The following is a 13,876-nucleotide window of genomic DNA, read 5'->3' as shown; positions in this document are numbered from 1 at the left end:
AATCCATTAGCAAAAGACAAGACTCAGCTGATTAAAAGATTGTCTTTCAATCGAATAAGTTTGTTACAGGATTGCTTTATTTAAATTGTGAGGAGGTTTTTAATGTGTTGAAAAAAAGATATCAACCCCTTGATAGTTATCAGCGAAAAGGGAAGATCTATTCCATCATTGATTATGTAATCTTTGGGAGCGCAATAATTTTTGAGAAATATCATAGATTCCCACTCAGGCCTTATAGACCCCCAATCAGACGTATTGGAACTCTTGGAACTTCAGATATTCGAGAGATTGGGTTAACGGCTGTGAGTGCAATGATTATGATACTAGCCTGGAATACAACTTCAAGTTTAAACCGTCATGAGCTTGTTCCTGAATACAAAAAGCATCTCGCTGGAATTGAGCACTTTTTCTTCTTCTTGGCTGGTTTTTTTATCTTGATTTTCACTGCCGATCCCTTGATTGGTTTACTATCGCGAACGATACCGGTAGAGAAAATCACCTACCATCTGGAACGGCTCTACTTTCTTCATTTTTTTATGATGTTCTATGTTTTACTGCGGTGTGTATTGGCATTCGACTATTATAAAGCCTTTTATTATGAAGATAGAAAATGCAGGATGTACCATATCTTGCTTTGTTTTTTCGTAGGCATAGGTATCATTCATATTCTTCTGGGGGTTCTTTCGTTAGTTGTCTCGTTCATCTATCACTTCTAAAAAATCCATAGCAAAAAGACAAACCCTAGCTATCTATGGTTTGTCTTTTTCTTACGCTATTGTTTACCAGATCTGCACACGATCTTCTGGTGCACGGTACATAGGGTCACCAGGTTTGATATCAAAGGTTGTATAGAATTCATCGATATTTTGAACTTGGATATTGGCACGTAGTTTCGCTGGTCCGTGGACATCGATCGATAGTAAGAGCTGTTGGTATTGTTCTTTGGCTTTTGTACGCCAGATCTTCGCCCAATTGGTGAAGAAGTCTGCTAAAGAAACATCGCTTTCTTTTTGCGCTGCTTCTAGCGCACAGCTTAGTCCGCCTGCATCGGCGATGTTTTCAGAAACAGTCAACGTTCCATTTACGGTACCGCCGGCAAAGGGCAGTCCATCAAACTCGTCGATCATCGCTTGAGCTAAGCGTTCAAAGTGGGCCAAATCTTCCTCTGTCCACCAATTGTTTAAATTACCATATTCATCAAATTTTGCCCCGTTGTTGTCAAAGGCGTGGGAGATCTCATGAGCAATGACCGCACCGATCCCCCCATAATTTGCGCTGGTGGATTGTTCCAAACTATAAAAAGGTGCTTGTAAGATTGCCGCTGGGAAAACGATCACGTTTTTAAATGGGTGATAGTAGGCATTCACGGTAGCGGCGGACATTTCCCATTCCTCGCGATCCACGGGCTGCTGCCATTTTTTGAAGGCATCTTCTCGGAACAAACGATTGAAATGCAGGGCATTTGCCAGCAGACTTTTCTCTTCATCGGTATGCAATTGGTCATAAATGGCAGGAACTTGATCAGGGTACCCGACATGGATGCCTAAACGATTCAATTTGATGATCGCTTTTTGGCGGGTTTCTTCACTTAACCACGTGTTGTTGCGCAAACGCTCTTGGTAGACAGCAATCATTGTTTCCACCATGTGTTTGACGTCTTTTTTCGCCGTTTCCCCAAAGTATTTGCGTCCATAATAATCACCGATCACTTGATTAAAATGACCCATCGTTAAGTAATAAGCCGCTTTTTGTTGGGGAGCCGCTTCATCGATCCCTGATAAGTAGCGGCTGTAGGTTCCGCCTAACTGACGCAATTCTTCACTCAGATAGCTAGTATAGCGCAAGCTTTGGTTGACGATCATCCAGCCTTTCAAGAGTTCAAAATGGCTATCAGAAACAATAATGTCAAAGGCTTCAAAGTAAGCGGGTTCCGTTACGATCAGCTCTTCGGGTGTCCCTGGTAAAAGGGCCGTCAAGAGTTGTCTAAAATCGATCTTGCTGGCTTGCTTTGCAAATTCTTCCAAGGAGCGAGGATTGTAATTTTTGCTATAATCCGCACTTTCTTCCGCACTGCGGACGTGAGGGGCGATCAATTTATCAAAAGCGATCGCTTGCTCTACCAACGATTCCGCTTCTGCTTGGTCTTTTCCATAAGCAACTAAAACGTTGACGGCCATCTCAAAGTAGACTTGCAGCATTTCGCTTGCTTGGGGATTTTCTGTGTAATAAGTTTTATCCGGCAAAATAGTAGCAGGCGGATAGACCGACAAAGTATTCATTTGCGCATTTTTCATGTCTGCATCGACATCTAGTTGGAAAGGCAAGGCAATGCCCTCTAAAACGAAACTTGCCAGTTGCTGATTCAATTCCTCATAAGAACGCAACGCTTCGATTTTTGCTAATAGTGCATTTGCTTCAGTAGCGCCCGCTGCCTCTCGTTGGGCAAAATCGCTGGCTAAGCGGTAAAAAGCCACAGCATCCTTCATGCGGCCTTTTGGCGTAGCATGGGGATCGTGTGCCATATTTTCAAATTCTGCGATCATTAAGGAATCGATTCCGTCAACGAGATCTTGGAATCCACCCGTAGCGGGTTTATCTGCTGGAATAACAGCGGTCTCCAGCCACTCGCCATTTACATAGTCATAAAAATCATCTTTTAACAAGGTTGTCATGTCTTTCGCTCCTCTCGCTTTCTACTATTATGAAACAAAATCTGTAAGGACGCAAAGAAAAGTTTTCTAGACGAAAAAGGGTTTTGATCCAAGTAGGAGGAGAATCTAAGGTATAATAAGAAAAAAGGCAGGTGAACGAGATGGAACAAGTAGAGTGGAAAGGGATCGCCGAAGAGCGGTTTCGTCCGTATAAGCAGTGGGTCACTCCTTCAGGGTATTTATGCGGCACCTATGCGGCAGCCGTCTTTTTGGCCTACTATCAAGATTACATCGATGAAACGATCATCCCGAAAGCGTTTCGTAGAAAAAAACAGCGGGATCTGACAGTAGTGACGGAAATGCTGCGGGTGCTGATTCAGCCTCATGGGTTGCCGACGATCGCTTGGCAGGTCAGTCATGGATTGACTCGGTTTTTCGATCAATTCCAATTGCCTTACCGCGGACGTGCGACTGTTGTTGGCGGCTGGCATCGAGCGTGCAAACGAATCGATGAAGGCAAACCGGTGATCATCGGTATTTTGAAGCCTTTAGGCAGCACGTATGGCAATCATTGGGTCGTGGCTTACGCCTACGCTGAAACCGCCAGCGGAGAACGCTATTTTAAAGTTCATGACAACTGGGGCAACTACAAAAAAGTGATTCCCGCCAGTTGGGTAAACGGTACCGTCACACTTCCTTGAACGAGACGGTTAAAAAAACAGTCACTTTGTGCTAGAATAGAAGAAAACAACCACATTCATTGGAGGCAATCATGGGCGAAAGTTATAAAGATAGTTCGTTGAAAATTTTTAGTTTAAATGGAAATTTACCATTAGCAGAAAACATTGCGAAAGTTTTCGGTACAGAACTAGGGAAGTCAAAAGTGACACAGTTTAGTGATGGAGAGATTGCCATCAATATCGAAGAAAGTGTGCGGGGCGACCATATTTATATCATTCAATCGACGAATGAACCCGTCAATGATCACTATTTAGAGCTATTGATCATGATCGATGCGATGAAACGGGCTAGTGCGAAGACCATCAATGTCGTTTTGCCTTATTACGCATATGCACGGCAAGACCGAACCGCCAACCCGCATGAGCCGATCACTGCAAAATTGATTGCCAATATGCTGGTGGAAGCAGGGGCTTCTCGAATCTTGACGCTTGATTTGCATGCCGTCCAAGTTCAAGGATTTTTCGACATCCCAGTGGATAATCTCTTTACGATCCCATTGTTTGCCCATTACTATCGCGAACAAAAAATGACGGGTGACGACTATGTCGTGGTTTCACCAAAAAACAGCGGTGTCCAACGGACCCGTAGTTTGGCAGAATACTTAGATACAGCGATCGCGATCGTCGATCAAGATGAAGCCGATGGCGGCTATGTGATTGGTGATGTCGTTGGGAAAAAATGTATTTTGGTTGATGACATTTTAAATACCGGCCATACATTGGCAAAAGCGGCAGACTTGTTGAAGGAAGCTGGTGCCAGCGAAGTGTATGCTTGTGTCTCTCACGCCTTGCTTTCACCGCCAGCTAAAGAAATTTTGGATCAATCAGCGATTGAAAGTATTTGTGTCACCGATTCTTGCTGGACTAGCGAAGAACGCCATCCAAAAAAACTGCACTACATTTCTTGTGCTGAATTGATGGGGGAAGCCGTTCGCCGCATTCATGAAAATACACCAATGAGTCCATTGTTCCGCCTGGAAAGCAAAGAGTATAAATAATAATATGAAAAGCACCCGCTATCCTTAGGGACAGCGGGTGCTTTTGCATGTAAGGGGAAGTGGATCAGACCCAGCGAATCAGTTCAACTGGTTGCGGTTTAAGACCGTTTCTCGTTTGATCAGCTTATGTGGTACGACCAGCTGTACGCCGTTTGAATCTTCGTGATTCAATTGCGCCATCAGCCGTTCGGTAGCGATTTTTCCTAAGGACAACACGTTGATATCGATACTAGTCAAATACGGATGGGTCAAAGTAGCAAAGATCGAATTGTTGAAACTGATGATGGATAAGTCGTCGGGGACTTTGTAGCCATACATCGTTGCTAATTGAATGATCCGCACAGCGAACAGATCATCGATCACGACGATGGCTGTTGCTTGGGATTCTTTGATCGTTTCTTCAAACGTGACGTAATCTTCCGCTTTTTCAAAGGTCAATGCTGGATAAAAGGGGAGATTTGCCAGCATCATGGCTTTTTGGTAGCCGAAGAAACGCTCGAAATACAGGTTTTCATGGGTCGTATTGGTAGCAAATAATATCTTCGTATGCCCTTGGGCGATCAGATGCTCAGTTGCTTGCTTGCCTAACAACTGGTTGTCATTATCGACAAAAACGATTTTGTCTTCATTGCTGTATGGTTGACCAATCAAGGTAAAAGGGACTTCTTTTTCGACCAGATAGTCGATGATGGGGTCTTTTTCATCGGAATAGACCAAGATAAAGCCATCTACTTGTTTTTGCAGGTGCATCCGTTCCACGTTTTTTAGTAATGTAGCAAAGTCACGGGCGGAGGCAACGGCAACCGTCATTTGATGATGGCGGGCCTCTTCATTGATGGCTTCGATCGTTTCTAAATAAAAGGGGTTTCCTAGTCGTTCTTTCGAATCAAGAGGCGGCAAGATCACGCCGATGGCACTGGATATCTGTTTGCCGAGATTTCGAGCCGCAAGATTGGGGACATAGCCCATTTCTGCCATTACTTTGCGCACTTTCTTCTTGGTATCTTCAGAAATGCTGGGATGATCGTTTACGACACGAGAAACCGTGGATGTAGCGACGCCAGCCTTTTTGGCGACATCTTTGACCGTAATGCTCACTGATTTCCCTCCTTTTTTAGCTTATAGTATCACAAAGTGTCGGCACAAGGGTAGAGCCAATCAAAAGAAAGAAGAAATGCAGACATTTCTTCTTTCAGAAGGCTTGTTTAGTTGATCGCTGTACGGATTTCGTCTTCTAAAACATAGTCTTTGCCATACAACTTGATTGGCAATGCCTCACCGCTGATTTTCTTCAAAGTCACCGTTGACTCATTGACGGAAACAAAGAGCAGACGTCCACGATAGTTGATGTGGAAGGCGTAGCGGCTCCAAGTTTTAGGTAAGAATGGCGCAAACCCTAAGTGATCGTGATCGGTTTTCATTTGAGCAAAACCTTGAACGATCGCTAACCAGCTGCCGGTCATAGAAGTGATGTGCAAGCCATCATCGGTATCATTGTTGTAATTGTCCAAATCAAGACGAGCAGTCCGCTCATACATTTCCAACGCTTTTTCTTCCATGCCTAATTCCGCTGCTAAAATCGCATGGATACTTGGAGAAAGGGAAGATTCATGCACTGTCATCGGCTCATAGAAATCAAAGTTCCGTTGTTTTTCTTCTTTGCTGAATTGATCGCCGAAGAAGTAGATTCCTTGCAAAACATCGGCTTGTTTGATAAAGCAAGAGCGCAAGATATGATCCCACGACCAATTTTGGTTTAACGGCAAATGTTTTGGATCAAGATCGGAAACGGGCATCAAGTCTTTGTCTAAGAAGGTATCATGCTGGACGAACACACCAAGCTCTTGGTCTTCTGGGAAGTACATATTGTCGATGATGTCTTGCCATTTGGCTTGTTCTTCGTCAGAGATCGTGACAGTCGCTTCGTCTTTGAAGGCTTCATAGCTGGCTAAGGTATAAGCTAAGACCCAAGTAGCCATTTTATTGGTGTACCAGTTGTTATTGATATTGTTTTCGTATTCGTTTGGTCCTGTAACGCCATGGATCATGTATTTTTGCTGGCGTTTTGAATAGTGGACACGATCTGCCCAGAAACGTGAAATCGCGCTTAACACTTCTAATCCTTCTTTTTTCAGGTAACTTGTATCGCCAGTATAATTCGTATAGTTGTAGATGGCATAAGCGATGGCACCGTTTCGGTGGATTTCTTCGAAAGTGATCTCCCACTCATTGTGGCATTCGATCCCAGTGAAGGTCACCATTGGGTAAAGGGCACCTGCTAAGCCTTGTTTTTGCGCATTGATATGGGCTTGCGGCAATTGGTTGTGACGGTATTTCAACAAGTTACGGGTCACTTCTGGTTTTGCTAATGCCAAATACAATGGAACTGCATAGGCTTCGGTATCCCAGTAAGTCGCACCGCCATATTTTTCACCAGTAAAGCCTTTCGGTCCAATGTTCAAGCGCTCGTCTTCGCCATAATAGGTTGAAAACAATTGGAACAGGTTGAAGCGAATCCCTTGTTGCGCCGCAGCATCGCCTTCAATGATCACATCGGCTAAATCCCAGCGGGCTTTCCAAGCAGCGACTTGTTCTGCACGCAATGCATCGTAATCTGCTTTGTATAAAGTACCTAATTCGGTGACTTTTGCTGGATGATCATGAGCGGGAACATCACGACTCGTAACGATCAAGACTTCTTTGATCAATGAGAAGGTGTCACCGGCTGTTCCAGAAAAGGCAAAGGTATCAGCAACGCAAAGCTCGCTTTTCACGGAATCGATCGGTGTTTGGCTATGACGCATAGCAGAAGTGACAGTAAAGCGTTCAATGTCAAAATTATTTTCTACGGTCCGAGTGGTCAAGTAATGGAAGGTTTCGGTTTGACCATGAGCCAATTCTTCCCAGAAACGTTCGTCGTAGTTGCTATCTTCGTTATGGACATTGTTATCTAGTTTAGAAACGACTTTGATCTCAGCGTCGCCTTCAATGATCTCAGCGTCCATCTTAATGAGGGCAAGTTCACGTTTTACGATGCTCAAGAAGCGTTCAAAAGAGAATTTTACGGTGGCGCCTGCCAAAGTGACGGTAAAGTTGCGGCGTAAAATCCCGGTTTCCATGTCTAGTTCTAAACGGAAATCACTTGGGCTGATTTTTGCTAAGTCGACTAATTGGTCATTGACAAATAGGTCCATTGCAATAAAGTTGACCGCGTTGATCACTTTGCCAAAATAGTCAGGGTAGCCGTTTTTCCACCAGCCGACACGGGTTTTGTCTGGGTACCAGACACCAGCGATATAAGTACCTAAGTGATGATCGCCGCTGTATTGTTCTTCAAAGTTGCCGCGCATTCCCATGTAGCCATTCCCGATACTTGTTAGCGACTCTTGCAGTCGACGATTTTCTTTATCTAAGGTAGATGTCGCGATTTTCCATGGATCGATCTCGAACAATCGTTGGATTTTTTTCATGAAAGTCCCTCCAGAATCTTTTTGATATCTCTATCATAAGCGCAAACGATTGCATCGTCAAGTGAAAGTTGTTGCGTTTAAAGAATTTCCTGTAAGGAAACATCGAGAAAGAGAGATTCAGTTATATAAAGGTGAAAAAGCGAATAGAATCCCTTTTGATATTTCTGGGTTTACAAAATCTTTTTTCTCCGTTAGAATGAAATCATTAAGAAACCGATTGCGTAAATCGATTCAGGGAAGGAAGAAGGAAGATGAAAAAATTATTGAGCTTCGAATTTTGGCAAAAATTCGGAAAAGCGCTAATGGTGGTTGTCGCTGTTATGCCAGCCGCTGGTTTGATGATCAGTATTGGGAAAACGATCCCAATGATCAATGCCGACTGGGCATTTTTGATCACTACAGGAGGCGTCATTGAAAACATTGGTTGGGCAATTATTGGGAACCTGCATTTATTATTTGCATTAGCTATTGGTGGTAGTTGGGCTAAAGAGCGAGCTGGTGGGGCATTTGCTGCTGGGATCGCCTTTATTTTGATCAATCGGATCACTGGTTCGATCTTTGGCGTGACGAGCGCGATGTTAACCGAAGAAGGCGCCTTTACCCATACGTTATTTGGGACGAAGATCATGATCGACGGCTTCTTTACTAGTGTATTAGAAGCACCTGCTTTGAACATGGGTGTCTTTGTTGGGATCATCGCCGGTTTTGTGGGAGCAACAGCTTACAACAAATACTATAATTTCCGCAAATTACCGGATGCGCTTTCCTTCTTTAACGGCAAACGCTTCGTACCTTTCGTAGTGATCGCCCGTTCAGTAGTCGTCGCATTAGTGTTATCGATCGTTTGGCCCTACATTCAGGCAGGCATCAACAACTTCGGTTTATGGATCGCGCAATCACAAGAAAGTGCGCCCGTTTTAGCACCGTTCTTGTTTGGAACCTTGGAGCGGCTGCTCTTACCATTCGGGCTGCATCACATGTTGACGATCCCGATCAATTACACCGAATTAGGTGGAACTTACACGATTCTTTCTGGCGCACAAGCCGGCACCCAAGTCTTTGGACAAGACCCATTATGGCTTGCTTGGGCAACAGATCTAGTGAACATGCGCAATGCTGGCGATACGTCACAATATCAATTTTTATTGGAAAACTTTGTTCCTGCCCGCTTTAAGGTTGGACAAATGATTGGTTCATCTGGGATCTTGATGGGCTTGTCTTATGCCATGTATCGCAATGTCGATGCGGACAAACGGCACAAATATACCTCTATGTATTTATCAGCTGCTATCGCTGTCTTCTTGACAGGGGTAACGGAACCGTTGGAGTTCATGTTTATGTTTGCTGCCGTACCGCTTTACATCGTTTATGCAGTCGTACAAGGGGCTGCGTTTGCGATGGCGGATATCGTCAACTTACGGGTCCACTCTTTTGGGAATATCGAGTTGTTGACCCGTACCCCAATGGCGATCAATGCCGGTTTAGGACAAGATTTGATCAACTTTGTGTTAGTGACCATCGTCTTTGGTGTTGGGATGTATTTCTTGGCCAACTTCTTGATCAAAAAATTCAACTTTGCAACACCAGGTAGAAACGGCAACTACGAAACAGAAGGAGCCAGCGATGCGCCAGCAACAGCTTCGGCGGATGGCAATTTGAACCCAGATTCGCAAGTCGTGAAAATCATTCATTTATTAGGCGGACGTGAAAATATCGCCGACGTTGATGCATGTATGACCCGTTTACGGGTCTCTGTGAAAAATCGAGAAGCGGTCGGCGATGAAAAAGCATGGAAAGCCGCAGGGGCTTTAGGCTTGATCGTAAAAGACAACGGTGTGCAAGCAGTCTATGGACCGAAAGCAGATGTTTTAAAATCAGACATTCAAGATATCTTAGATTCTGGTGTCACGATTCCCGAACCGACGGCTAGTCAAGCACCAGTAGAAACCACTACCCACCAAAGCCAAGGCGTGACAGCTGAACTAGCTGCCGTTGCCACTGGAGAAGTGATGCCGATCACCTCTGTCAAAGACCAAGTGTTTGCGGAAAAAATGATGGGTGACGGTTATGGCGTGCGCCCAGAGCAGACGATAGTTGTCGCACCAATCAGCGGGAAAGTCACCAACATCTTCCCAACGAAACATGCGATTGGCTTGCTTTCTGATGAAGGCATCGAAGTATTGGTTCACATGGGCTTAGATACCGTTGACTTAAACGGTGCCCCCTTTACGGTAGCTGTCACTGAAGGACAACAAGTGGCGGTGGGTGACAAGTTAGCGGAGATGGATCTCGCTGCAGTAAGTGCTGCTGGCAAAGACACCACCATCGTTGTATTGTTGACCAACAGCGATCAAATCGATTCCTTTGAATTGACCCAAATCGGTAAGCAACAAGCAGCCGCAGTTGTTGGAATCGTAAAACTATAATAAAATGACAAGCGGGTCGACTCTTTTGTTGACCCGCTCTCTTTTATTTTTTAAAGGAATCGTACAAGCAAACCGAGAGAAGGAGCCTTATTCATGAAGGTATTAACATTGAACACCCATAGCTGGTTAGAAGAAAATCAGCTCGAAAAATGCAAGATGATCGCACAAGAGATTGCAACAGGCGACTATGACATCATCGCCTTGCAAGAAGTTAACCAAACGATCGCTGCTCAAACCATCGTTCCTGATGGGCTGTATTGCCCCACAGATACGCTGGTGGAAATCAAGGAGGACAATTTTGCTTTGCGTCTAGTGGAAGAACTACAACTGTTAGACTGTGATTACTACTGGTCATGGACCTACAGTCACGTAGGCTATGACATTTACCACGAAGGCAATGCCTTATTGTCCAAACAGCCCATCATTGCCAAAGAATACCTTGCTTCACAAGCCACGGATGTCTGGGATCATACCACACGCAAAAACCTGAGCGGCGTGACTGAAGCCGATGGACAGATCGTACAAGTCGTTAGCTGTCATTTTTCTTGGTGGCAAGACGGTAAATTTGCCTACGAGTGGCAACAGACAGAAGCATTTTTAGCAGAACGGGCAGATACCTTATTGATCCTAGGAGATTTCAACAACGATGCGGCCAGTTCTGGTCATCAACTGGTCCTTGACAGCTCCTTACAGCTGCAAGACAGCTTTTTAACGGCTACCGAAACGATCGGTGAAGCCTCTGTCGTTAAAGCCATTGATGGTTGGCAAGACAATCGAGAAGCATTGCGGATCGATTATGTTTTTGCATCCAATGACCTGCAAGCAACGGAATATGAAGTGGTTTTTGACGGAACGCGTACTCCGATCGTCAGCGATCACTTTGGAATCAAAGTGGTTTTTGCTTCAAAAACAGAGCCAAACTAGCAGAAGCGACAGCAAAAAAGCAGTGCCAATCGGCACTGCTTTTCTTTTTGGGGAAGTTAAATCGCTGATCGAACAAGGAGGAAAAAGAATAAACTCAATAAAAGAATGAATGCTAATGCCCCATAGGTAAAACTCTTTTCGCCCCAAGTTGCGTTTTCCTCCTGACTTGAAAGACTTCTTCTTGTAAAAAAGACGAGTCCTGCGCCGATGACATTCGCTGTCAGCAACTGCTGGAAGAAGATCAGGAATAAATACTGACCCAAAAGGCCTTTTTTACTCATGGAAAACCGTTGAATAAAGTACAGGCAAGCCCCTTGCAGCAAAAGGAGACTACTTAACAAGACCCCTAAAGCGGCTAACGGTTGCGAGTTGAGGTACTGGGCAAAGGTCATCCCATGGTTGAAGGCAGTCAAGGAAAGATAAAGATAGTAAGCACCGGCGATCAAAAGCCAATAACTCAGTAAAATCAATGGAAACGCCCATTTTCGTTTAGTCATGGTTGCCCTCCTGTAAAGTGAATAGTCCGTAGGAACGGATCAAATAATCAATCAAGCAGCTTAGTCCAATCAAAGACTGGCTAGGGATTTTCTTGCGACCGATTTGAAAAAAATCGCAATAATAGGTCAGGTGAAACGTTGAATGGCGAGCAAAATAATTATCTCCTGGCGCACTCAATGTCAAAACGGGAATCTGACGAATCGCAAAAGTCGTCAGATTCTCTTTGACGTTTTCTGTTTCGCCGCTCAGTGAGGCGATGATCACACAATCTTCGGCAGTGATCATCGGCATGACCATATCAAATTCCGTTTTGTTCGGCAATACGATCACTCGTTTTTCCATAGAAAGCATCATTTTGGAAAACTCCTCCAGTGCTTTCTTTTGGGAAAACCCAGTTGGGTAGCAGTAGATGGTTTTGCTGCGGTCAAACAAGCGGTTGAGGGCAGCTAAGTCTACCGTTTTTAAATAGTTGAGGGTGGCGAAAATATCCTCTTGTTGCTTTTCAAAAATCGTTTTTTGCTGCGAAATCGTTGTTGTCTGTTCTTGCTGATGCCGTAGAAAATATTTGAACTCGGAATAGCCAGAAAAACCAAGTTTTTTCGTCAACCGTAAAATAGAAGACTTGGAGACGTGAACCTGCTCGGATAGCTCGACGATCCCCATAGATAGAACGGTGTCGCCGTTGGAAAGAATGTAGTTTAGAATGCCACGATCAAGTTCACTTAACTCTGATTGGTGCTGTTGAATCAAATACTGTAATTTCACAAAAACCCCTCCTTATTGATTAAGTATAGCTGAAAAGCCAGGAGGGGAGGCGAAGAACGCTGGCTAGTGTAATTCTGGCCAAAAGGCTTGATTTGCTTCAATCAATTCATCGAGTAATTCTTTGGCTACACGGGCATTTGGAACCACTTTTGAAAGAATCAGTGCTTGCCATAATTTCTGGTAAGAACCCTCTGCCCAAGCCTCCACGACTAATTTTTCTACGGCGACTTGTTGCTCCATCAATCCTTTTTGGAAGCGAGGGATCTTGCCTTGTGTGATTGGTTCTGCCCCGTTACTGCCGACGATACAAGGCACTTCCACCATTGCCTGCTCATCAAAGTTGACGATCGCTCCTTCGTTAGGCACGATCAACAGCATCCGTTCTTGCGTGTTATAAGCGATCGCTCGTGCAAGGTCCACGATGTAGCTGGCGTGTTCATCCACTTCAAGCGTGGTGTCAGTAGCTGTCTGGTTTTCTACGATGCGTTGGCATTCACCAAAGACGTGTTTTTCGCGGCCAGCCATGACTTCATTTGCCCGTGTAAAAGATGGGTTGGTGTGCGCCACTTCATCTTGAGGGAAAAAGTAATATTTCAAGTAGGTATTTGGCAAAGTGGATGGATCAACTTCGTACACTTCTTTTGCTTTGGCAAAGGTGTGCATCCAGCTGGCATCAGCATGTTGGCTCGCTTCGATTTCTTCTGGCAATGAATAGCCGTATTTTGCCACATGCGCCTGGATCTGCGGCAGCAAATCATTGCCAGCTTTGTCTCGTATATCTGTCCACCAGCCAAAGTGATTCAAGCCATAATAGCGAACCACCAACTCTTTGCGAGAAGCTAAACCGATCGCTTGCGCCATCCGTTCTTCGATTCCCACTGGCATATCACAAATATTAATGATCTTGGCATCAGGGCGCAATTTACGAGTCGCTTCTGCGACGATCGCTGCAGGATTGGAATAATTCAACATCCATGCATCAGGGGAATATTTTTCCATGTAATCGACTAACTCCAATACACCGCCGATAGAACGCATCCCATAAGCGATCCCGCCAGGACCACAAGTTTCTTGGCCGACCACACCATATTTCAAAGGGATTTTTTCATCCTTTTCGCGCATCGCATACAAGCCAACTCGGATATGCGCCATCACAAAATCGACATCCTGAAATGCGGTTTCGGGATCAGTGGTTGCTAAAAAGCTGATTTCTGGTGCGCGTTCTTTCAATAAAATCTCGCAAGCTTGTGCAACTTTTTCTTGTCGTTCTTCCAAATTGTCGTAAAACTTGATTTGGCGAATCGGGAAACGATCCAAGTGTTCCAAAAGCATCAAGACGATTCCTGGGGTAAAGGTACTGCCGCCTCCGGCGATCACGATTGAAAATTTTTTCATTTTTGTTTC

The 13,876-nt window shown here is 44.6% G+C and carries 11 protein-coding genes; 5 read left to right on the top strand and 6 right to left on the bottom strand.

Annotated elements, in window-relative coordinates:
- Positions 1-104 precede the first annotated feature (104 nt).
- The gene (locus A5867_RS16495; RefSeq protein WP_249270065.1) at positions 105-716 is read left to right on the top strand and encodes a hypothetical protein; all 612 of its coding nucleotides are present in this window, start codon (positions 105-107) and stop codon (positions 714-716) included.
- A 63-nt stretch (positions 717-779) separates the two neighbouring features.
- On the opposite strand, the gene A5867_RS16490 is transcribed toward A5867_RS16495, so the two are convergent.
- On the bottom strand, positions 780-2,672 hold the full coding sequence (locus A5867_RS16490; RefSeq protein WP_087628064.1) for a M13-type metalloendopeptidase: 1,893 nt from the start codon (positions 2,670-2,672) through the stop codon (positions 780-782).
- 140 nt (positions 2,673-2,812) lie between these two features.
- Between A5867_RS16490 and A5867_RS16480 the strand changes: the two genes are divergently transcribed.
- Together A5867_RS16480 and A5867_RS16475 are read left to right on the top strand one after the other, a co-directional pair.
- Positions 2,813-3,352 (top strand): C39 family peptidase, encoded by a 540-nt coding sequence (locus tag A5867_RS16480; RefSeq protein WP_005233534.1) that lies wholly within the window; start codon positions 2,813-2,815, stop codon positions 3,350-3,352.
- Between the two features lie 71 nt (positions 3,353-3,423).
- Positions 3,424-4,389: a ribose-phosphate diphosphokinase gene (locus A5867_RS16475; RefSeq protein ID WP_087628063.1), complete on the top strand. Its 966-nt coding sequence runs from the start codon at positions 3,424-3,426 to the stop codon at positions 4,387-4,389.
- Positions 4,390-4,467: 78 nt separating this feature from the next.
- Here the strand turns inward: A5867_RS16475 and A5867_RS16470 are convergent, their stop codons facing one another.
- Both A5867_RS16470 and A5867_RS16465 read right to left on the bottom strand, forming a co-directional pair.
- On the bottom strand, positions 4,468-5,487 hold the full coding sequence (locus A5867_RS16470) for a LacI family DNA-binding transcriptional regulator (RefSeq protein WP_005227844.1): 1,020 nt from the start codon (positions 5,485-5,487) through the stop codon (positions 4,468-4,470).
- Between the two features lie 107 nt (positions 5,488-5,594).
- The gene (locus tag A5867_RS16465) at positions 5,595-7,859 is read right to left on the bottom strand and encodes a glycoside hydrolase family 65 protein (protein ID WP_087628062.1); all 2,265 of its coding nucleotides are present in this window, start codon (positions 7,857-7,859) and stop codon (positions 5,595-5,597) included.
- 251 nt (positions 7,860-8,110) lie between these two features.
- On the opposite strand from A5867_RS16465, the gene A5867_RS16460 reads away from it, so the two are divergent.
- Together A5867_RS16460 and A5867_RS16455 are read left to right on the top strand one after the other, a co-directional pair.
- On the top strand, positions 8,111-10,285 hold the full coding sequence (locus tag A5867_RS16460; RefSeq protein ID WP_087628061.1) for a PTS transporter subunit IIBC: 2,175 nt from the start codon (positions 8,111-8,113) through the stop codon (positions 10,283-10,285).
- A 93-nt stretch (positions 10,286-10,378) separates the two neighbouring features.
- Positions 10,379-11,209 (top strand): endonuclease/exonuclease/phosphatase family protein, encoded by an 831-nt coding sequence (locus A5867_RS16455; protein WP_074934055.1) that lies wholly within the window; start codon positions 10,379-10,381, stop codon positions 11,207-11,209.
- A 56-nt stretch (positions 11,210-11,265) separates the two neighbouring features.
- Here the strand turns inward: A5867_RS16455 and A5867_RS16450 are convergent, their stop codons facing one another.
- The 3 genes from A5867_RS16450 to A5867_RS16440 all read right to left on the bottom strand — a co-directional run bounded on the left by A5867_RS16450 (position 11,266) and on the right by A5867_RS16440 (position 13,867).
- Positions 11,266-11,706, bottom strand: coding sequence for a hypothetical protein (locus A5867_RS16450; protein ID WP_005233546.1), 441 nt, complete (start codon positions 11,704-11,706; stop codon positions 11,266-11,268).
- Entirely contained in the window at positions 11,699-12,472 is a 774-nt protein-coding gene (locus A5867_RS16445; RefSeq protein WP_087628060.1) for a MurR/RpiR family transcriptional regulator, read from the bottom strand. The genes A5867_RS16450 and A5867_RS16445 overlap by 8 nt, the downstream gene beginning before the upstream one ends.
- Positions 12,473-12,535: 63 nt before the next feature.
- On the bottom strand, positions 12,536-13,867 hold the full coding sequence (locus tag A5867_RS16440; protein ID WP_008379332.1) for a 6-phospho-alpha-glucosidase: 1,332 nt from the start codon (positions 13,865-13,867) through the stop codon (positions 12,536-12,538).
- Positions 13,868-13,876 lie beyond the last annotated feature (9 nt).

The sequence above is a fragment of the Enterococcus sp. 6D12_DIV0197 genome (genome assembly GCF_002174385.1).
GTDB lineage: Bacteria > Bacillota > Bacilli > Lactobacillales > Enterococcaceae > Enterococcus_D > Enterococcus_D casseliflavus.
Note: the sequence above shows the minus strand (reverse complement) of the source record. Positions and strands in the feature narration are given on the sequence as shown.